Genomic DNA, 20,645 nt, shown 5'->3' with positions numbered 1-20,645 from the left:
TAAAGGTGTCCGATGTTATCATTTCAATCAAAAAATGAATGTATCGCTTATTTAAGCAGTTTAAAAGAGTTAAAACGCTCTTCTTCAAATATGTATTTTACGACCGTAACTCCCACCCCTTTATTCTCAGAAGAAATTCTGCAAACTTTATTTTCTCCTACTTTTAATTCTGAAGAAAATGAATGGCGAGTTAGCCAGTATTGTATCTACGATAATGGATGTATTTTAGCGGCTGAAGTCTGGCTTTCGGAAACTCCAGAAGGTACTTTGCTTACTCAATATCTCAGTGAATTAGAACCACCAGAACAATCAAACATGGTGCTGGCATGAAAACGATAAACCTATTAAAAAGAACGTTCTTATTTGGGGGATTATCAATAGCTATTAATGTTCAGGCTGATACAGCTCAAAAGTATATTCAGCAATGTTTACCAGAATCGCACTGGAAAGTTATGAAGTTGATTGTTGAAAAAGAATCTAATAATCAGCTTTATGCTCTTGGTGTGAATGAGAAAGGCTATAAAAGCCTTTACCCAAAATCAAAATCAAAAGCAAAATCTGAAATTCATAAGCTTCTTGATAAAGGGTTAAGCTTTGGGATCGGGTTGGCACAAATTGACTCCCAACATTTCGGGCCTGGTAAATTATTCTCAAAGAGAGGTTTTAAATATGAAGATGCTCTTGACCCTTGTACAAACTTGAAAATGGGAGCGGTGATTTTTAGTGATTTTTACCGTAGGTACGGCAATGTTGCAGATGCACTATCGGCATACAACACTGGAAGCCCCATCAATGGCTATAAAAACGGCTACGTGGCTAGATTTATAAATAAATAAGGAAATACCAATGTTAAGGGTTTTAAGCGTTTACAACCTATATGAGAAAGTTGATAAGACCTTTAAGAAGCCAGTTAACTTTATGAGTTTAAACGAGCTAAAAAAAGGACTGAATAAATATCTTCCTGATTTCCTAACCAATCCAGACTTGAAAGAGTTTGAATTTAAAATTCAAAACTTTTTTATCAATGAATCGTTTAGTAATTATGAATTTATCAATATGGATACTGGTGAAGTTACAGAACAAAGATTAGTACAGATTTACATAGATATTGAAATTGATAATCCAGACTTTACGATTGGTGATGGTCATTACAGGCTAAGAATTGATGTAGCTTGTAATGACCCTCAACAAATACAAGAAATTGAAAGTTCCATCTACATTCCTCAAACATCAGCAAGTCAAGCTATGACAGAGTTAACAATGGTAAAAAAATATAACTCGATACACACCCCTCAGTTCATCTAACAATACTGTTTCTTATCGCTTTCAAATCAATAATGGAAGCGATGCCTTACAGCCAGTAAAGCACGTTTATCTAACCTTTTCAAAATACTTTTCAGCCTCATCAATGTTCAATGTTTGGTATTCAATTTTAGTTGTTTTTGTAAAGCAATAAACAGGAGGATGATTCTTAGGTTTGTGCATTTTACCCAAATAACAATTTATGTTTTCACTTGTCATAGCCCTGCTAATTTTTGAACTATAAAAGTCAGCATCAGAACCAACACCCACTAAGAGATTAAGACCCTCAAACAAATAACCTTTAACTAATCCAATTTCCATTTCGGTAGCAACACCATCTTGCTGGATTAAATAAAGATTCTCATTTTCCTTCCAATTAATAGAAATTGGAATATCACAAATATGATTATTGGAAAGTTCAAAAGTTGCTATTAACCCCCAGCAATCACCATTTTCATAGTAACTAATAAAAATAGGGCTAACAATATCTTCTGAAGCATAAACAGGTTCAAACCATTTGCTTTTCTTAGTAAGAACCAATCCTGTTTCATCATTGTAAATAGCAGCTCTTGTGTGAGGAAGACTACCAATAAACTCCTTAATTTCTTTTTCGCTATTTGCGTACATAATATTCCTTGATTAAATTGGTTACAAATTATAAACATGCCCTACCAAGTCACACTCTTGTTCAGGATTATTATTCACAAGAGTGGGTTTAATCCAGATAAGACGTCTTTTTAAATCATCTTTCGAGCCATAAGACTGATTTCTCCAGTGACCTCTACGCCAATGAACAGAAGTATTTGAACCACCCTCATTCTTTTTAAATATATTTTTAAAACTTCTTCCTAAGAAATTGATTTTAGTAAAGCCTTGTGACTCAAGCTTGGACTCAGCACGTTTAGCCTCTTTCTTGTTTGTACTTTTTGTTTTACTCACCAGTTTTTGAGGGTAGCTGTCAGGGTAGTCATTTTCAATATCACAATCATGCGTTGTCAGATAAATAATGGCGTTAAATATTATATGTAAAGCTTTATTACAAGTCGTTTCCCAAGCTATTTTTAGTGCATCAGGCTTCCATTCTTCTTTGGCTTTATGCCAGTCGAAATCATTCCCAAGGACAGGATGCTTGTTCATTTTGTGGTTCATCAAATCGTTTTGATGAGGGTTGTCGTAGATGCTTTCTTTAAATAGCTGAAGTAGCTTATTTTTTTTACCTTTAACATGATGTCCGTCAGTCACCTCAAGAGGAAAATCCATTTGAAAACTGAAATTTTCATCTTCATCAATATCTGTAACCAGGTATATCCACAAAGAACTGTAACCTCTTGTGTCCGTAGATAGGTGTAGATACGCCCCAATTAAAAAAACTGATGTAGTCGTTAAGCATTCAGGGTTAAACTCTTTATTTCTTTCGTCAAAATATCCTGGAGCCAAAAGCCCAGCCTCTTCTCCGAAGTGAATATAAAAAGAGTTATAAGGCAGTTTTACATCTTCTAAAACCAGGTCTTCAATAGATGTTTTTTTAAATAACTCAATAAGCTCTGGCTCTAGGTGAAAAATATTCCTGCCACCCTTTATAAAATCACTTAATGCATAGCTTAAGTCTTCTGTCATGACTAAATGGTGGTCGTCATGCTTTTCGTAAAACTCATTCTCACTCAAAGACTCCCAAATCCATCCGTTTTCTTCAGGAGTGTAATCGCCTGGCGGTCTAAACTCTTGAATTAGTTTGATGGGTTGGTATTCTGTTTTATCGTCTTTCATTATCTTTATTCTCTTCATTCTCTTTAAGCGGCATTATAGAGTGCATACTGCTGTTACTTTTTTTAATCCTAAGCTTTTCAGAAATTAAACCTCATCTCAAAGGACTGCCAATAAGAACATTGTTTTTTAGATAATCCATAGCTTCTTTAGCTAGTCTTTCATTATGCTCAGGGTCTTTTCTCATTGAATGCACAAGCTTTTTAACCAACATTGATAGGCTCTCTACACGGTAGTTTTGAATGGATAAATCTTCTAACATTCTTTCAAGAACAGGCAGTGATTCAGGTTCTAAATCAAAAACCTCTTTTATTTGTACAGCTAAATTTTCTGGAGTCATTTTTATTCATTCCTTTATTTCTTAAAAATACGAATATTCATATTTTCTTGGTTTTAAATTATTAACCTGCTTTCAGAACAACCTTAAAAGCCGTATTTGCTTGAACAGCTTTAATCAAAGAAGGTTTTAAGATGACAGCTTTTGAATTATTTTTAGCTCTTGTCTTAACTCCAAAACGACCTTTTTTACATACTCTTAAAGATAAGGTTAACCCTTTATCTTTTAGTTTTTTCAAACCTTGAAATGTATTCATTATTTTTCCTTTATTTAACTACTAATGGCTTTAAACCATTAACTAACATTCGCCCATAATGGCCTTGCACATACTTCTCTGCTAGTTCACAGCTTACCCAGTGTCTTTCTGATAATTCTGCACCTAGAGCCGTATTGCCCGAACCACTGTAAGGGTCAAAAACAACATCCCCTTTACTTGTTAAGTAGTTAACAAAAAACTGAGGTAATGTGTACTTATACATTGCGGGGTGTCTTGGCAACCCATGCTCTTTACAATATTGACTGTACTTTGAATTTGCCCCTTCTGGAGTTTCAAATAAAAGGTTTGATGGGATTGCACCGCCATTGTCTTGATAAAACGACTCTTCGTTTGCCACTTGTCCACTTGGTCGTTTTCGAGAAATTGGACTTTTGTTTTTTGCTTTTTCGATATACTTTTTTTGGTTCTCTGAATACTCAACTAATACATTTTGATTTTTGGCTTTGCATTGCTCTGGGTTCAAAGATAACCAGTAGAAGTTTTCAGTTGAAGTTACACAATCTCTTTTTGCCCTGGTAGCCCAGTACCCGCTAGGCATTTTCGATGGACTGTACCAAACGAAGTTTTGCACCAAATGCAGACCTAGCTTGTCTTCAAGAGCAATTAATAATCTTTCTTTGTATAAAGAGAGATGCCCTGAACCTTTTTTGTATGAATCACCGATATTTAAAACAAGACTTGCAGTGGGCGTAAGCATGGGTAGAAACGCTTCAATTGAAGACACCATTCCATCTACATAATCTTTTTCAGTCTCTCCTATATGACCGTATTCACGATGATTAGTTAATAAATACGGTGGTGATGTAATGATTAAGTCGAACTGCCCGATAAACGCCTCTGTTAACTCCGTAGAGTCACCCCAAAACGCCACACCTTCGGCAGTCTGAAAGTACATTTTAGGAATTTTATGGTTTACGATACCAAGAACTTTTCGTCCTTTTTCGGTAATACCCCAAGAGCCTTTTTTATGGCCATTATCGACCAATGCCATCTCTTTAAGTTTTTGCTGTATCTGTCTGACTCGATGTTGCCATTTCCCTACTTTAGCTAGGCCTCTTTGAACAGTTTCGCTCATATCGGTCTTTAAGCTATTTTCGATATGTGAATAACAGCCCTTTGTAGTTCCTGTGGCATGAATACCTTGCAATACAGTTGTTTCAAAAAGAGATAATTGCATACTTATTCCTTGTTGGCGATATTTAGATTTTTTACCCATATAACCGCCCCTTTTGGGTGTTGGTATGGGATAGGCTTGTCATATCTTTTTACGTTTTCTAGCACCCACGCTACATTCCATTTTCGCAATAGAGTTTCATCTTCTATAAAATGCTTAGAAGTGCGACTGCATAAGATATTGTGCGACATCCCCTTTATGCAATCGGTTAAATCAGCTTCTCCGCCAATCAAACCTGTTCCTTGTTCAATTAGAGCAATCCTTTCTCTAATATTGATTGAGCCTGAACGCATTTCCCATGTCTTTTTGCCACTCAGAATAAGCTCAATCCAAGGCTGTCTTATTACCAATCCCCTCATATCAACTAACCCTTTTTTTCCTAATCTTACCCATTACATATAAAACATCAGGGTCAGTTATTTCACCACTTTGATATTTTTTTATCAGTGTTTGAGAAAACTCCTTATGAGGTTTAATCAATTGAAATTCAGGTATTGATGTATCACAATAAACGGCTGTAACCCCTCCACCAGAAGACCTCTCATTAGTGCCATAATGGTCATTTTCAAATACAGAAAGGTAATGGATAACCGCTTTCACAATGCTCTTAACTTCCTTCAAGTCGCCTAGCAGGATTTCAAAGTCCAATAGGTCTTCTAAGGAAAAGAACCAATATCTTAAAACTTGATTTGTCCAAAAAACCAACGTTATTCGGTAAGGCTTTTCTTCCAACTTCTTATCTCCAGAATTGTCTTTTAGTGGAACGGAATTAGACGCAAAAAGATAAGTATGCTCCCCATTTTCATCTAAATGCTTAATTAAATAAACCTCTCCTTGAGGGATAGACGATTCATAAACAAGCTCATAGTCACCATCTTCTGAATACACTTTTATACCTCCTTGGTACGTTCTTCAAATCTGTTGCAAGCGTCCTCTTCAGGCCTGGTATAGTCATTTTTTGCTACTTCAGAGCAAGTTCCATTAGTTCCTGAATTCTTGCCGCCTAATGAACGGAAATATCGACACCTTGCACAAACAAATTCTCTTTTATGCCAAAAGGTTAAAAAAAGTTCTTTTGCCTTTTCGTTCCCACCGAGAATCCCTTTTCTTTCCTCTTTGGTTGTTACACCTAAAGCCTGTCTAACCAGTTGCATTTCAAGCGTCACAATACTCATAGAATCTCCTTTAAGGACAAAGAAAGCCAAAGCTCACATCAAAAAATGACTTAATCCAATAATAGCTAATACACACGCCAGAAGAGAAACGGTTGCTTCAAGAGCAAATTTTTTCAGATTCATGATTTATTCCGCCTACCCTTTTGATTAACACAGGTTTCACCCTTTCCAACTTTTCTTTTACCAGGCCTGGTGATTTCAACGCTTGGGAAGCGTAAATACGAATACGTTCATATCCTTGCATGAGAATCTCAAAATCCTTATCCCTGTCGTTTTTAAAATTATGTAATTTTCCATGCGATTCCCAGCCATCCAGCTCAATTGAAACTTTTAATGATTCAATTACGAAATCTGAACGCCATAGACGGTCTACGGACTTACATAAGCAGACTTCTCTCTCGATAGGATATTCAGGCTCAAAGACTTCTTTTAAAAGAACGTACAACGCCTCTTCAGCAGGATTTATTTTTTTTAGATTAGCTGCTGCCGTATTCTTACCAGGCCTGGTAGATTTGATTTGCTTTTGAATTTGTTTAAAAGCTTTCTCACCAAGAGATTTTTTAGCCTGTGCGAGCGTTAAAGCCATATTGGTTATACTTTCTTGTTCAGTTTGTCATAAACCTTATTCATAATTATTCGACTTGTGACTTCAAGCTGATGGTGATCCAATTCAGGCTCATCAATTAAAATTTTCTCGATAATCTCTTGAAACCATTCAAACTCATTTTTACCTTCAATCTCAGAGAGATTATGCTCATGACAAGCACTGAAGGGGCAGTCTATGTATTCTGCAAAGTAGATGGCTGTAAAAAACATTTTTTTAATCTCGCAAAGAGAAAGATTTAATGAAGATGATAATGACCCAATAGATGAGATTAAAAGAGCTGTATTTTTTGATAAAGAACCTAGTCCGAGCTGCTTAACCCAATGAGAATGAGGAAGTTCTGATTTAGTTTTTTGATGGAAAAAACCTAGTAAGAATTTTTGAGAAAATCTCGCACTTACTAGGCTAATATCTTCTTTACGAGATTCTATAAATTCATCTTGATAACATTTCAATAAGAGCATAATTATAATAAACATGAAATCTTCCCTAGCCTCATCCTCATTGACTGTTGTTGTGTCAAACCAGTTATACTCAATATTATCAATTACTGAAGCACAGGCCTTGATAGTAAAAGATTCCCAGTCTATTTCTTGATGAAGCCAATCAGGGTTTTTTCTATTAGAATCTTCAATTGTTTTATCTAAAATTTGCTCAAATGTATTTGTGCAGCTCACTTTTTACTCCTTAAAAAGCGAAGTTACCAGCATTAGCCACGTTTGGACTTGGCGGAATAGCTGAAATAGAAATGCTTGGCTTGTCACCAGATTTCTTTTTAACTTCATTGGCTTTTGCAATTTGTTCTGAAGTCGGTTTGATTTTTGACTCTTTTACCTGCCAAGAAACAGATTCCGATTTTCGGCATTGCTCGATTTGTTCTGGTGTTAAAAATTGCTCAAGTAGTTTTTCATCAATACCACCTTTACGAACCATTTGAACAACCTCAACACCCGCACCTATCATTTTCGTTGTTCCAGAACTTTTTACAGTATCAATTAGCGATGTTTTATATGGTTTTAGACGATTTTCTAAGTCTTTTTTCTTCGCATTGAGAGTTTTTATCTCTTGATTGATGTGTAGAAAGTTTTCTGCAATTTCTACCCAAGACTCATCTTCTGCGAAAACTTCCGCCATAATCTCCTCAAATCTCATCCATCCTTGAATCAATTCTTCAGCTTTACCAGGCTGTGCTTCATATTCAATGTATGCAAAATCATTAGCCGCATAACGAAACTCTGTACCATCTGGTTCGGTTTGAACATCACTATACATAGCTAAACTGTCTTTTCGACTTTCAAAGTCTTCAAGAGAAATTTTGAAAGAATCAGATGTAACGAACAATGCTTTTTTTGCACCCGACACAAGCAACTGTTGTTCTAACTGCCAAGTGTAATATGGTGATAACTGTCCTTTTTTAATGCTTTCAGCAATGCTTGCATTCCAGATTTTATGCTCAAATACAATATCACCACCGAAGTTAACACCATCCAGAGAAGCGGATAGGCCTAGTGCAAGTTCTGAAAAATCTTTTCTGCAAGTCATGTTTGCCAATGATTCACCAATAATCATTTCAGCTAGAGGGCGAGCATTCTCTTCAGTCTCATGGCCATCATCAAAAATCTTTTGCTGATATTCACTGATTTCCATCTCTTTAAGACCCATACGTACAAGAGCAAGGTCTTCAGGAGTTTTTGGAACAAACTTACCCGTACCCATCATTGATGGGGCTTCCGATGCAGGATAATGATTTTTGCGAAATTCCAACCATTCAGGTGAACCTTGAATTAGATTTACAGCTTCCATTTCTCTTCTCCTATACCGAATTATTTATGCTTGAGCCTGGTGTTCAGATGGCATTAACTCGCCTTGCATAGCTTCTTGATTGGCCATATCCGCTTCACGCTGTTTGACCACATTATCAGCAATCTTTTTTTCAATTAACTGTAATAGTGTTTGGTATTGAGTTTGATCTAACTCTTTATAAGAATTAACGATACGACCAGACTTAGAAGAAATAAATGAGAACATTTGTTGCTCATTGCTTCCGCTTGTCATTACCATTTTTCTTAGTTGTTCTGCATCTTCTTTACTGATAGTTTGGACATTTTGGGTTTCGGTTTGATTGTCAGATTTATCTTCTGCATAAACACCGTTTTTCATTTCTTTTAGCTGAATATCACGCTCAATCATTTCCATAACTTCACTAGAGTTTGGTAAACGTTTTGCAATTCGGTGAATAACTGTTTTTAACCCCATACGACTGTAAAATTTAGCCCAAACTGAATAAGGATTAAGTTTTCCGTCTTTATCAATTGCAGACTTAGATGAAAACATGATGTTATCAACTTCATCTTTAGTCATTACTTCAACAATAGCTTCTCCCGTGCGTAGTTTGGCCATTGCAAAAAATAACTTAATATTCTCATCTTTATTGTCTTGAAAGCGTGGGCGATAATGTAGCTTCTCTCCTTCCATATCCATGTAGTAATCGAATTCATCACCCTCATAAACAGGTTTTGCAGTAATGTAGGGAACCTCACCAGATTGACGTAAGCGTTTAAGAATACCGTCAACCATAGGCTGATATTGAGCCTCTTTAATCCATACGTTACCTTGTTTTTTATTGTAGATAACAATAGCCGCTTCTTTGCCGTCAGGTATTAATCCATCTTTAGCAGATTGAATGAATGACTTTGCTAGAGAGCTGTGTGTGCAAGCTTGTAAATCAGGATTTACCATTGCGGCAGTTGCACAAATTTGCATAAACTTTTCAGGTTTAATATGTGTAGGTAATGCGGCACGAATGCCTTGTTGTTCGGCAGTTAAAACTTGGTTTACAACAGCTACTTGATTATTAGACATGATTTTCTCCTTTATCAATATTGAGGATAATTTCCCCGTGTCCTTGATTACATATTATATACAGATTTATATATTAGTCAATAGATAAAACTAAAAAAACAGCCCTTTTTTAATTGACTGTCTTTTTATTAATTCAAGCTCTCAGTAAGAGTTTATATCTTTATTTAAGCGTAATGAGCTTCCATTTCAGATACACTTCCAAAAACTTCTACATCCCGATTAATACTACTTGAATTGTACAATCCCAATCGTTCTACTATTTGAAACATTTGATTGGGAGTTCCTGCTTTTTCTACGGCCAATAACGCACCAACACACTGTTGTTCTTTTATCTTGTCATCACTAAGCGTTTTATGACAAGTAAACGTTTTGTTTTCGTGAATCACTCCTGATGCGATTTCTCTCGCCCTTTCTGGTCTAAGCTGCATATTGACATCTTTTCTAAAAGGACAGTTTTGACAGGCTTTTTTTAGTTTAAAACCCATTAGTAAACACCTTGTTATTTAGATATTTCGTAATTTGAACCGCTATAAAGGATTAGGCATAATCTCCATATCAAGCCTACGAATAATCTTCTCTATATCTGGCAATTCAAAGTCACTTCTTTTAGGAAAAGGACTTCCTTTTAATGTTGCCAACGAATTTGCCACATTGAACGCTAAATTACGCTCTCGGTACAACGCTTGAATACCTTCACGCATCAAAACTCCTTCGTTAGAGTTTTCAGGTATAAAACCCAAAAATGATTGGTCTTGCTTATTCACATTTGCCTCCAATATTCCGTATAAGAAGAATCTTTCTCCCATTTTTTAAATGAACGATAAAACAATGCTACATCGCTTTTAAAACCCAACTTCTTATGGATTTCAGATAGGGATAATCCAGTTTTATCCATAACTCGTTTTGTTTCTCCAAACTGATTTATACGAACTCGACTATTTTCGCCATAAACTTCTTTTAATTTTTCACGAATCTGATCCGCACTCAGGTCTGATAGAATTCTGGCTTTATTGTAAACAGTCGTCAAATCTACCAGGCCTGGTGTTCTTGCTCTTGAATCATGGTCAAAGAAACTAATCCATAATGGAGGCTTCATCGGTGTAGAGCTTTCAATAAGCAGCGGAGCCATCTTTTTAATGAGAACATCATACTCATGCCTAAACCTCTCAATATGACTCAGCATTTCGCATACGGCACTCTCATAAATAGCGAGCTTTTCTCTAGGCATGATTGTGGCTAAATGAACTGTCGCTATTTCATTTGCATCTAAAAACAACTCAGTCTTTGCTATACGATTTATTTTATCTCCCGATGACTGCGTAATGAACTGAATAAAGAACCAAGGACTCATACATTTCAATTTACCTTCAAGTGGCTGGATAAATGCGGATGCAGGATAATTCTTCCCCATTTTCTGCAATAGTGCTGCCTTGGTTGTTTCTAAAATCTTCATGAGATTTTGTTTCTTTACACCAGAAAGACCTACTTCATTAACACCCTTGCCTTCATAAAGAATTTCAATAATAACGGGTTTGAACGCATCAGTTATACGACTCTCACTAAGAACCTCTTCTAAAAGACCTTTATCCTTCACTTCACCAGGCAACGGCACAGGCAAAACATAAGTATTAACAAACTCGTCTTGTTTTTTAATCTGCTTTTCATTCAGTTGACCTAACATCCAGCACCCAACATCCAAGCGAAGTGTTTTTTGCTTATCAAACTGAATTAATTGGCTCAACCCAAGAAGCCTAGCTGTCTTTATTCGGGAATACCCCTTAACACCTTCTTGATGGATTTTAGCCGCTTCAGAGTGAAGCTCTTTAATTCTGTCTGTAATATTCATATCGTTTCGCTTTTAATTTATACCTTTTATATTATAAGTCAATAAACGGGTAAAAAGAAGCCCTGGTAAGTGTGCGTACTTTAAGGCTAAATATTATTGTAAACACCTGTTAAATTGATAACAAAAAATACAATTTGGAGCATAAACAAAAATGGTAACCGTGCTTTATAAGCAAATGCTCCAAGGCATATTGTACTTAATAACCATAAAGACCAGGCTATCAGTGCAATCTCTGGAGCAAACGACATAATCAATGCCCCTGTCGCACCTAGCACCGCACCTAAAATTTCAAGCACTTTGATTAAATTAAACTCAACAATATAGCTGTTAAACGCCTGAATCATAAAACTCCCTTTTCTGGCAAGTAGGTTCTTTTAATAAATAAGCTTAACGTCACGTCTTCTAATAGACATTTGTGGCAATTTTTCTACTAGGTAGTCAACATCCTGTATTCTGGTTGATTTCAAGCTATTAGCTGTATATCTTTGAAACTGGCTGTCATAGCTAACATCGCACTGCAACCCCTGTTTAAGCATGAATTTTCTGAACTCGTTTTTTGATTTAAAACCTGTCATTACTGTCTCCCATTAAGAAAGTCGTTTATTGCCCCGAAAGACCTTATTGAAAAACCGTCCTTTAGACTCACTGGCCAAAAAGGAATGGAACAGGCTTTCGATGTTGATCCGAGGGTTGCTAACTTCAATAAATATCTCTTCACCATTCATGCGAAAGGCAATGATTCTAGCTTGAACGCATAGCGATACTTCCTGAATAAAGCTTGAATCCACTGAAACCCAATCCTCTTGAGATTCCATATCTCTAAAACTCAAAAATTAGCATGGAGATGTCTTGTTCTACAATGTCGATAACTTGCTCTTGTGTTATGTGTTTAGCCTTAACCAATCTAGGCAGTAAATCACCACCCAAGTCTGTTAGGTGAATACTGCTACCATTCGGGTCAAGATTAACCTTATCTTTACATGAGCAAAATTCAGCAAAATCCGCAAGACTGACTTGTTTAAGCTGGACATAAGCTACTTTTCTCGTAGTGAGAATGTTCGGCTTGCTTATGGTGTTTTCGTAAAATTCAGATTTTCGGTTTTCGATGGTTTCAGCAACAAGCTCTGTATCAATATTGTTCTCTATCAAAAGCTCTTCAAACTCGCTATCAATCCAAACAATATTTCCAACGATATTGTACGTTCCAGAACCTTTTAGTTCATCGTTTACGGTAACATTAAGTCTAAAGTTATCACTATCTATACGCTCTTCAAAAGAGTAATTAAGTTTAGTTTGTGTAGTCATGTTAATTCCCTGATTTAATTGGTTAGTATTGGTTCTCAATAGCTTTGGCCAAAAGCCATATTTTCGCTTCGGCATGGGAAATTTTTTTTGTTTTTATATGTCTAACCATGTTTCCATCAAACCAATAACCCTTGACACTTTCATCCCAATCATCTTCATTGGAATCACGCTCTTCTTGTGCGAGTTCTTTACCCGTTTTTTCAGGGTTATTAGTGTACATAAGATACACAGATTCTTCTTCATACCCCCCATAATTGGTACGTATAGTAAATAAATAAGGGGTTTCATTTGTCTTTACAATACTCTCTTCTAGTACATCCATTAAGTCTAATACTGGAGCGTGAGTCAAAGTTATTTGAGATTTGTTAATTGGTAGCTTCATCATGTAATCCTTTTTGAGTTGTAGAGCGTTAGCCCTGTTTAGTAAGTTTCTTTGTTTCTGTAATCTATTATATACAAATTAACGTATTAATCAATAATAAAACAAAAAAAATTCTTATTTATTTACTGTATTGAAGAATAGATAATGTCATCATAAACACAGTTAAGAGACTCTATTTTTCGTTTTAATTCTCCTGCTAGGACTGCATCTGTGAATGTCGCAATAGCTGGCCACCAAAATGGGTCGGCAAAGTTAATAGGCTGAATTTCGCCTTGCAATTGAGTGCCATTTGCAAATCCTATTAAACAGTAAGACTTCATGGATTTATCTTGACTGTTTTTCACACCCATCAAGAAGCGTTGTGATTGGCGGCATTTATTAAAATACGCTGCTTTTAGCTGGTCTTCATTATGCAAAATTTCCAAAACAAACGCTCCTATGAGTTATTAACAATAATTGTATATTAATTGCACTATAAGTCAACTATATTTTTTTGCAGTGTGTAACAGGCTCCCGATGAGCATAATAGACCTTTTTTGGTCAACCATTCCAAGCCAAGCCTAACTCGTGATGAGTGCTTAGTTAACTTGACATTCTTAACTACAATGTCTGGCGTAACAGGAGTTTTGTTTTTTTGGTTTAAGATAGTGACTACTTCAAATATTTCTGCGTACAAGGGGGTTAGTCTCATTAATACTCTCCAAATAAAGGGTTTGTTTAGAGTATTAATTTACCTAATTTCAAGCGTTTTGAGCGGTGGGTTTTCTACACTTTTTAATGAAAAACTTAATTTATTTTTATGTTTTCCTAATTTATTTATTATTTTTCTCTTGTTGAGAAAATTCAGCGACTTTCTGGATCGCTGCACTTAATTCAGTATTCGTTTTATTCAGCTCTTTATTTAAAGCGTTATTATGTCTCTGGCTTTCGATAAGTTGAGCTTGTATTTGCGGAATTTCTTTAACGGTTCCTTTAAGCTCTTTATTATCAGATTCCAAACGAGCAATATCTTTGTCATTTGATTGGACAATAGCTTCGTAGCGAGAGATGCTAGAATTTTGAGTGGCTAATTCAAGTCTCAGCGACTCAAGCTGCTGTCTGGTGGATTTTAACTCATCTTGCTCCATTTCACGCTTCGCCTGGTCAATAGATAATTCATTAACACGCCCTCTTAGCGTGATTAATTCTTGCTCTGCTTGCTGGACTCGTTTATCAGCCTCATTAACTAATGTCTGTGAACGCTGCTCTGCTGCACTAACCTTCACATCCGCCTCTTGTTTAATCTTTTCAATCTCACTAAGAGTTTGTTTTAGAGAAAGCTCTGCTTTTTTAGTTTGCTCCAGTGCAGCCTTAATTTTGTCATCTGCCTCTCTGGACATAGTTGCCATTTTTGCTTCCAACTCTTCTTGACGCTCTTGAATATCATTTTCTTTCTCGTTGAGAAGTTCAATTAATTCTTCTACCTGTGTATTAAGGCTGCCAGATTTCTCCGTCAGGTGTTCAGTCCGTTTGGCCACTAAAGTATGTATTTCACTAGCGAGTAATTTTGCAATCTCACTACTACCAAATTCATTACTCAACAAAAGAAGCTCTTGGTCACGTTTGTCTTTAAAGTTTTTCAAGTATTCGGCAATCGACTCTGTTTTTCCACCCGTCACGGCACGAATTTTTCTTACGCTTGGCTCTATGCCGCTTTTAATCATATCCTCTGCCGCAGAAGCGACTTTTTCATACGTTAAATCTTTAGTATTGCTCATAGTGATCCCCAGAAAGTTTTAGTAAGTTTACCAAAAATAATTCTTATTAACACTTATTTATTGGTAACACCTGTTCCCCGTTACCCAGCCAGACACAAAAAAGCCAGGTAGATATTTTTCGTACCTGGCTTTACTCTATCAGTCCATTAAAAGACAAATAATTAATTGTCTTCAGGGGTAAATCTTGTTTTTACATTGGCAAGTAAGTCTTTAGGCGTTCTAACCCCTTTAAATTGCTCGTCTTCTGGTGGTGGAGAGGCTGTTTTATCTAAAGTAGTTTTAGGTTTTTCTTGGCTAGTCTTATCTAAAGGGGGTTGAGTATTATCGACTTTACTCTCATCAATAAACCAACTTTTCTCAAGACGAGTGACATATCCTTGCATAATGATGATTCCGAGAATCTCATCAAAAGATTTCGTTTTAGGGTCTTCAGAAATCGTTTTTAATATCTTAAAATATTCATTAAGAGATTCTTGATATATTGGTTTCTTTTTATCTTCACGCATTTTAACAATTGTATTAAATTGCTTATCTGTAATACCTAATTCACCATAAAGGTTTTGCGGTCTAATTTCTAAATCTAAATCTAATGAAATTTCATCAATATCATTACTGTTGTCAGAATCGTTAACCGTTACAATAAAATCAATATACTGAAAAGCCTTCCCAACCCTCCCTTTAGCTGGAGTGTACTCAATAACTAATTTTGTCTTTTCAAGAATCTCTTCAATAGCGACATCTAGCAAAAGCTTCATGAAACGATTATTGTTATAACTAACAGGAACCGATAATATTTTTCTTAGTCCAACTATTTCTATCCTGGTAGAAACAATATCTTTGGCGATCAGGTCTGAAAATATCTCAAAAAGCTTTTGAGCATACTTGCTAGACAATTTTGAAAACTGCCTAATATCCATTATTAACGCTCTTTCTTTCACTTCGCTCAAATGAGGCATAACACCTCTAGTGAAAAGAATCTGCAAGTCACCATTTTCTCGAATCCTTGCAGTATCTACAACATTGACATAAGTTGGCTCTTCATCGTAATTACCACTCTCCCATACTTCAACAGTTGTGTTTTTTGAATAATATTGTGCGGCACTCTTAAAAATTTCAGGCACTTTAGAGTCTCTTGGGAACATCGCTCGGTACTCATTCTCACTAAGAGTTACCCATAATGGTTTATCGTTTTTTATAAAATCATCTAAATCAATGCTTTTAATCTTACTTAACAACCCTTCAAACGTTCTCTTGTGAACAGCTTTTACTTTACTACCTAATGCAGCCAAGGCCAGGGCATCACTCTTAACAGAATAATTTGAATCATCAAACTCAGGAAGGTCAAAGGAGAATTGATGGTCGCTACTATTGCTTGACATAAAAACATCTCTTTAAATTAAGTGAATAAGAAGTATAGACTTACGAATGGTAAAAAGTAAATATACATTTTATCTTTTCTTATTAAAACTGCAAAATCCTTTACTTTTTCTACATAAAATATCGTTTTTCTACAAAATCCTTTACTTTTCTCCGCCTTAACCACAAAACAGCCTACAAAATCCTTTACTTTTTCTACATAAAATATCGTTTTTCTGCAAAATCCTTTACTTTTCTATTTAATACACGATTGTAAGTTGTTGATTTCTTGAATTTAGCCGATAAAAGCTCGAAAGGACTTTAAAAGTTAACCTGTATAGAACTCAATAATGAATTTACGTAGAAATAAAATCGCTGTTTCACCATAAAAACCGCTACGAAAAGTAAAGGATTTTGTAGAAAGGTAAAGGATTTTGCAGAGAAAAGTAAAGGATTTTGTAGAAAGGTAAAGGATTTTGCAGATGAAAAGTAAAGGATTTTGTAGAAAGGTAAAGGATTTTGCAGATGAAAGGTAAAGGATTTTGTAAAATACAGATTATCGAAAATTGCAAAATCCTTTACTATTGGGGAGAAAAGTAAAGGATTTTGTAACCCAGAATTGCAAAATCCTTTACTATTCGTGCAAAATCCTTTACTATTCGTGCAAAATCCCTTACTTTTCGTGCAAAATCCTTTACCATTGAGATGCTTATCTTATTGATATATAAGAACTTGTCACTTGAAAGGTAAAGGATTTTGCAAACGCTATTATTATTGTTGTTGTTCTTTATATTAAAAACTAATAATAACAATAGCGAACACCTGAATATTAAACCTTCAGCTCTTTGCTAATAGACTGAATAAGACCATCCGCTCTTGGCAGTAGATATTCAGTACCACTCGCTTTTTCCATAAATGATTTTATCACCGAACCATAATCATCACTTAGATTGTCTAACTGAAGACCTTCCGTATTTACTGATGTACGACTATTTAGACCATTTTGGTATATTGGTAATAATAAATGCCAAACAATCTCATCAAAGCGAATGTCTTTATAATCAGTCCAATTTCCTTTCACTCTAACAACACCGTTTACTAGAACAATATCAATCCAATAAGTGTATTTAACAACACCACTTTCAGGAACCGTATAGATTTTAAGCTTGCTAATATTTTCAGAACCAATTGCGGTTAAAATGCCACCCAAATCATCATAACTTGCAGATGTTGATATATCAAAGCTAGATTCACATTCTTTTAGAACACGCTCTATATGCGAAACAACGTGGCTACTAGGAACATTTTGAGTTACTGATTTAAAAGAATCAATATTCATACTGAGATTTCCAGTAGCATTCACACCCAGCAACTCTCCAAAGAAGAAGTCTTTTTTATTTTCCATTTTTTCTCTCCATTAACATTGAATTTAAAGCCTTTACAATTAATTTTGCCTCTTTACGTAGGTTAAGCGTCTGCTCTACCAGGCCTGGTACTTTTAAAGCTGGAACCCCTTGTTCTAGCAAAGAAGCTATAATTTCATTTTTAGTTCGTTTTTCTCCTAGTAAGATTAAATTTGCGATCTCAACAATAGCCTCAAGCTCATTGTTACTCAAAGAATACACATCCGAATTATCCGCTTTAACAAAAGCCTCTAAACCCAATTCCCCTTCTTTGGTAAGTTGGCCGTTTCTTTTATTAAATTCCATATCAAGCCGCCATTCATGCAGCACTTTCTTTAACGTCATTCGTAACCTCTTCATTGTTTAAAAATTAAATCATCACTCGTAGCAAGACCTAATTCGATTAATTTATTAACCAATCCATTAGCCATCGGCATTTTGGCACATTCCATACTGACAAAACTGTGGCTCCCATTATTCTTGAAACGACTAATCCCATGTCGAACACAGATTTGGATCAGCATCTTTTTTGTGACGGTAAAGCTAGAAGCATTCTTAATGAGAGAGATTTCTTCAGAAGTAAACTCTGGTACAGATGGTTTTTTATCTCTCAGCAGTAATTCAGAACAATTGTAAAAAAGGTCTTTAAAAGGCGAAATAGTTCCCAACCTAAAGCCATGACGTTTAAGTGCAGCCAATTCATCACCAACCCAATAGTCTTCTGGCATATCTACAAACAAATATTCAGGACGTGCGTTTAAATAACGCTGAAGCACCTCTGCCTCGCTAGGCAATAAGTCCAAGTCGTTAGGGGAATATAGTTCCTCTGCTGTCTGGCCATTAATTCTGTTTCGTATCTCTTGTTGAGATAATTCATTTAAAGCCATCTTTACCTCTAGTTAACGCTGTATCTACAAAATCCCTTGCAATCTGAAGTAAGTTTGCCTGGTTATCACAATCGGAAATCTCAATAACTGTTAGACTGGCTTCGTTGTCACCGACATAGCCTTCATAAAGAAGAATTTCTACACCATCAGGCTCTAGCTCTAGTTCTTCAATGACCGACATACGCTTCTTGCCGAGAGCTTTTTTAATAACCTCAAGATTTATTCTTGCTATTCGTCCACTGTTATAAATATGGCTCATAAAACAGCCTCCATTAAGTCAATATCAATTTTTCTACCAATGAATACCGAGTTATCAGCTCCACTCTGAGACTCTGACTCTAAATGCAAATCACCAAATCCTCTAAGTCGAACATCTTTTTCAGCAATAACATAACCATCATTAGTTTCTAACATTACATTTAAACGCTCTATGGTCTTCATAGAGGGGTTTTCTTTGGTTAACATAAGGAATTCACCACGTTGACCATTTTTATTTCCGTGACGGGCTAATCTGCCCCGAAGCTGATGAAGCGTTGTAAGGCCAAATCTTTCTGCATTTATAACCGCTAACAACATCACGCCAGGTATCGTTACACCGACCTCAATAACGGTTGTTGAGATTAAAAGCTTGGCTCTTTCCTCTTTCATGTCATTCAAAGCGGCATTCTTATCGTCCTCACTCATTTTTGAATGAACCAGTCTTACCAGGCCTGGATACATCTTGTTCCACTTTTCGTAGGCCTGTTCCGCAGACATTAAATCCGACATCCCTTCAGCTTCAGACTCTTCTTTTAGGGAATAAACAATAATTCCCTGATTTCCTACCGAGAGTGTGTGATTAACTAATCTGATAATCTCCTTCCCAGACTGGCGATCCGTAAATAGTTTTGAATCAATATCTTTCTTAGTGTGATTGGTGTTTAGTCTCCAGACCTGCATTGCACCGTACTTAACCAGTGCAACCGAACGAGGTATTGGAGTGGCTGATGCTTCTAGTAAATGAGTACCTTCAGATACAAGTTGTCTTCTTTGTTCGTTTGAGAACTTTTGCTGCTCATCAATAATGAAAAAATCTATTTTTCCTAACTCTCTAAACAATAAAGCTGTCGTACCAATAAACAACTTCCCAGAAGAGGAAGTGCTTTCTCCGACACCCTTTTTCGAGCTGCCGCTAATGAAAATCGGTTCTAATCCAGACTCTTTTGGAATCCATTGGCAAACTTCGTTGTACACCTGGTAAGCCAATGAAGAATTTGGAATTAATAGTGCGACATTCTTGCCTTCTAAAGCCGCTGAAATAGCGGGAATACTGAAGCACACGGTTTTTCCTGAACCGACATCGCCTTGAAGCATTCCTCTCATTGGAACGGCTTTATTTAAACTATTTGCAATATCCTGAATGACACCTACCTGTTCACCCGTAAGCTCAAAATCTACCAGTTGAGCGATTTGTGGCCAGCGTGAAGAAATATTAATTCTTGATGAGACCTCCCAATTGTCATCTGGACGATAGTGGCTCATGATTTTGTTTTGAGATACCTTGGCGGCAATCAAGTTCAAAACTTCATTTGCACGGTCAGCGTGTTTCATTGAGGTAGGTAGATGGACTTCATTTAAAATCATTTCAAGCTTAGAAATATCTACGATTTTTGAAACATCCGCTCCAACCAGAAGTTTCTTCAGGTGTTCGGTAGCTAAAGGAATTGAACTAGATAATCTCGCTAAGACTAAGTTTCTAACTGTTTCAGGCTTAACAATCTTTGTTTTTCCTTTGTACACAGGCAGTATCCGTCCAGCAAATTGACTTGGTACAATTTCTGCCTTGTTTAGTTTTAATTTACTTCCCATCAAGAGCGGAATACCCGAAACGGTAATTGGTTGTGCGGTTTGCTCATTAAGAGATTCAATTAAGGTTTTTAAGGCCTTGTCGGTATCAAATACAGAAAAGCCAATCGTGCCGCCACCGCTTAAAGCAAGGTTGATTTCTAATCGAGGTTGCTTGCCAGGTGCGTAATTTATAACAGGCTCATTGTTCAACACGCCTTGAATAACTATCTCATAACCACTCATGGACGCATTGTGAGCTTCACTGTGCGTTTTTATGACATTTCTTAGGTCAAGATAAGAGTCAGGCAAGTAAAGAGCTACCTGCTTCTCAGATTCAATTCCTAATGACTTTAATCGGCCTGGTTTAAATTTGTCAGTCATAGCGTA

At 36.1% G+C, this 20,645-nt stretch carries 29 protein-coding genes; 3 read left to right on the top strand and 26 right to left on the bottom strand.

All coding sequences use genetic code 11. The annotated features are described in order from the left end of the window. The first annotated feature begins 12 nt into the window (after positions 1–12). From ACYQ0E_RS13585 to ACYQ0E_RS13575, 3 genes are read left to right on the top strand one after another with little or no spacing between them, the layout of a single operon-like run. Positions 13–330 carry a hypothetical protein gene (locus ACYQ0E_RS13585; RefSeq protein ID WP_460188805.1) on the top strand — a complete coding sequence of 106 codons (318 nt, stop codon included), beginning with the start codon at positions 13–15 and terminating at the stop codon, positions 328–330. After that, on the top strand, positions 327–836 hold the full coding sequence (locus ACYQ0E_RS13580) for a transglycosylase SLT domain-containing protein (protein ID WP_460188804.1): 510 nt from the start codon (positions 327–329) through the stop codon (positions 834–836). Before ACYQ0E_RS13585 ends, ACYQ0E_RS13580 begins: the two co-directional genes overlap by 4 nt. Positions 837–846: 10 nt before the next feature. Next, the gene (locus ACYQ0E_RS13575) at positions 847–1,305 is read left to right on the top strand and encodes a hypothetical protein (protein ID WP_460188803.1); all 459 of its coding nucleotides are present in this window, start codon (positions 847–849) and stop codon (positions 1,303–1,305) included. A gap of 66 nt (positions 1,306–1,371) precedes the next feature. Here ACYQ0E_RS13575 and ACYQ0E_RS13570 read toward each other — a convergent pair whose 3' ends face one another. The 26 genes from ACYQ0E_RS13570 to ACYQ0E_RS13445 form a co-directional block, all read right to left on the bottom strand. Continuing rightward, positions 1,372–1,929: a hypothetical protein gene (locus ACYQ0E_RS13570; protein WP_460188802.1), complete on the bottom strand. Its 558-nt coding sequence runs from the start codon at positions 1,927–1,929 to the stop codon at positions 1,372–1,374. A gap of 21 nt (positions 1,930–1,950) precedes the next feature. Beyond that, complete coding sequence (locus ACYQ0E_RS13565; protein WP_460188801.1) at positions 1,951–3,069, bottom strand: AcrVA2 family anti-CRISPR protein; 1,119 nt, start codon at positions 3,067–3,069, stop codon at positions 1,951–1,953. Positions 3,070–3,160: 91 nt separating this feature from the next. Further along, entirely contained in the window at positions 3,161–3,406 is a 246-nt protein-coding gene (locus tag ACYQ0E_RS13560; protein ID WP_460188800.1) for a hypothetical protein, read from the bottom strand. Positions 3,407–3,467: 61 nt separating this feature from the next. Then, complete coding sequence (locus ACYQ0E_RS13555; protein WP_460188799.1) at positions 3,468–3,659, bottom strand: hypothetical protein; 192 nt, start codon at positions 3,657–3,659, stop codon at positions 3,468–3,470. Positions 3,660–3,669: 10 nt separating this feature from the next. Next, the gene (locus ACYQ0E_RS13550; protein ID WP_460188798.1) at positions 3,670–4,857 is read right to left on the bottom strand and encodes a DNA methyltransferase; all 1,188 of its coding nucleotides are present in this window, start codon (positions 4,855–4,857) and stop codon (positions 3,670–3,672) included. Positions 4,858–4,859: 2 nt separating this feature from the next. Further along, on the bottom strand, positions 4,860–5,213 hold the full coding sequence (locus tag ACYQ0E_RS13545) for an ASCH domain-containing protein (RefSeq protein WP_460188797.1): 354 nt from the start codon (positions 5,211–5,213) through the stop codon (positions 4,860–4,862). A 1-nt stretch (position 5,214) separates the two neighbouring features. Beyond that, positions 5,215–5,742: a hypothetical protein gene (locus ACYQ0E_RS13540; protein WP_460188796.1), complete on the bottom strand. Its 528-nt coding sequence runs from the start codon at positions 5,740–5,742 to the stop codon at positions 5,215–5,217. Positions 5,743–5,744: 2 nt separating this feature from the next. Beyond that, positions 5,745–6,029, bottom strand: coding sequence for a hypothetical protein (locus tag ACYQ0E_RS13535; protein WP_460188795.1), 285 nt, complete (start codon positions 6,027–6,029; stop codon positions 5,745–5,747). 97 nt (positions 6,030–6,126) lie between these two features. Next, the gene (locus ACYQ0E_RS13530) at positions 6,127–6,615 is read right to left on the bottom strand and encodes a hypothetical protein (protein ID WP_460188794.1); all 489 of its coding nucleotides are present in this window, start codon (positions 6,613–6,615) and stop codon (positions 6,127–6,129) included. A gap of 5 nt (positions 6,616–6,620) precedes the next feature. Next, complete coding sequence (locus tag ACYQ0E_RS13525; RefSeq protein WP_460188793.1) at positions 6,621–7,310, bottom strand: hypothetical protein; 690 nt, start codon at positions 7,308–7,310, stop codon at positions 6,621–6,623. Positions 7,311–7,320: 10 nt separating this feature from the next. After that, entirely contained in the window at positions 7,321–8,436 is a 1,116-nt protein-coding gene (locus ACYQ0E_RS13520; protein WP_460188792.1) for a YqaJ viral recombinase family protein, read from the bottom strand. 24 nt (positions 8,437–8,460) lie between these two features. Next, the gene (locus ACYQ0E_RS13515; protein ID WP_460188791.1) at positions 8,461–9,495 is read right to left on the bottom strand and encodes a recombinase RecT; all 1,035 of its coding nucleotides are present in this window, start codon (positions 9,493–9,495) and stop codon (positions 8,461–8,463) included. 164 nt (positions 9,496–9,659) lie between these two features. Further along, complete coding sequence (locus tag ACYQ0E_RS13510) at positions 9,660–9,980, bottom strand: DUF6283 family protein (RefSeq protein ID WP_460188790.1); 321 nt, start codon at positions 9,978–9,980, stop codon at positions 9,660–9,662. Positions 9,981–10,022: 42 nt separating this feature from the next. Further along, positions 10,023–10,259, bottom strand: coding sequence for a hypothetical protein (locus ACYQ0E_RS13505; RefSeq protein WP_460188789.1), 237 nt, complete (start codon positions 10,257–10,259; stop codon positions 10,023–10,025). After that, the gene (locus ACYQ0E_RS13500; protein ID WP_460188788.1) at positions 10,256–11,341 is read right to left on the bottom strand and encodes a helix-turn-helix domain-containing protein; all 1,086 of its coding nucleotides are present in this window, start codon (positions 11,339–11,341) and stop codon (positions 10,256–10,258) included. Before ACYQ0E_RS13500 ends, ACYQ0E_RS13505 begins: the two co-directional genes overlap by 4 nt. An 86-nt stretch (positions 11,342–11,427) precedes the next feature. After that, the gene (locus tag ACYQ0E_RS13495) at positions 11,428–11,685 is read right to left on the bottom strand and encodes a hypothetical protein (RefSeq protein WP_460188787.1); all 258 of its coding nucleotides are present in this window, start codon (positions 11,683–11,685) and stop codon (positions 11,428–11,430) included. Positions 11,686–12,160: 475 nt separating this feature from the next. After that, positions 12,161–12,646, bottom strand: coding sequence for a hypothetical protein (locus ACYQ0E_RS13490; protein WP_460188786.1), 486 nt, complete (start codon positions 12,644–12,646; stop codon positions 12,161–12,163). Between the two features lie 22 nt (positions 12,647–12,668). Beyond that, positions 12,669–13,028, bottom strand: a complete 360-nt coding sequence (locus tag ACYQ0E_RS13485) for a hypothetical protein (RefSeq protein ID WP_460188785.1) — start codon at positions 13,026–13,028, stop codon at positions 12,669–12,671. A gap of 122 nt (positions 13,029–13,150) precedes the next feature. Further along, the gene (locus ACYQ0E_RS13480; RefSeq protein WP_460188784.1) at positions 13,151–13,453 is read right to left on the bottom strand and encodes a hypothetical protein; all 303 of its coding nucleotides are present in this window, start codon (positions 13,451–13,453) and stop codon (positions 13,151–13,153) included. Between the two features lie 387 nt (positions 13,454–13,840). Next, the gene (locus ACYQ0E_RS13475) at positions 13,841–14,785 is read right to left on the bottom strand and encodes a coiled-coil domain-containing protein (RefSeq protein WP_460188783.1); all 945 of its coding nucleotides are present in this window, start codon (positions 14,783–14,785) and stop codon (positions 13,841–13,843) included. 161 nt (positions 14,786–14,946) lie between these two features. Beyond that, positions 14,947–16,164, bottom strand: coding sequence for a RepB family plasmid replication initiator protein (locus tag ACYQ0E_RS13470; RefSeq protein WP_460188782.1), 1,218 nt, complete (start codon positions 16,162–16,164; stop codon positions 14,947–14,949). 806 nt (positions 16,165–16,970) lie between these two features. Beyond that, the gene (locus ACYQ0E_RS13465) at positions 16,971–17,480 is read right to left on the bottom strand and encodes a hypothetical protein (RefSeq protein ID WP_460188781.1); all 510 of its coding nucleotides are present in this window, start codon (positions 17,478–17,480) and stop codon (positions 16,971–16,973) included. A 55-nt stretch (positions 17,481–17,535) separates the two neighbouring features. Then, entirely contained in the window at positions 17,536–17,889 is a 354-nt protein-coding gene (locus ACYQ0E_RS13460) for a hypothetical protein (protein ID WP_460188780.1), read from the bottom strand. Between the two features lie 11 nt (positions 17,890–17,900). Further along, complete coding sequence (locus ACYQ0E_RS13455; RefSeq protein ID WP_460188779.1) at positions 17,901–18,431, bottom strand: hypothetical protein; 531 nt, start codon at positions 18,429–18,431, stop codon at positions 17,901–17,903. Beyond that, positions 18,418–18,690 (bottom strand): hypothetical protein, encoded by a 273-nt coding sequence (locus ACYQ0E_RS13450; RefSeq protein ID WP_460188778.1) that lies wholly within the window; start codon positions 18,688–18,690, stop codon positions 18,418–18,420. The genes ACYQ0E_RS13455 and ACYQ0E_RS13450 overlap by 14 nt, the downstream gene beginning before the upstream one ends. After that, positions 18,687–20,639 (bottom strand): DEAD/DEAH box helicase, encoded by a 1,953-nt coding sequence (locus tag ACYQ0E_RS13445; protein WP_460188777.1) that lies wholly within the window; start codon positions 20,637–20,639, stop codon positions 18,687–18,689. Before ACYQ0E_RS13445 ends, ACYQ0E_RS13450 begins: the two co-directional genes overlap by 4 nt. Positions 20,640–20,645: the final 6 nt, after the last annotated feature.

The organism is Thiomicrorhabdus hydrogeniphila, from assembly GCF_054656895.1.
This window is presented reverse-complemented; position numbering and strand designations above follow the sequence as displayed.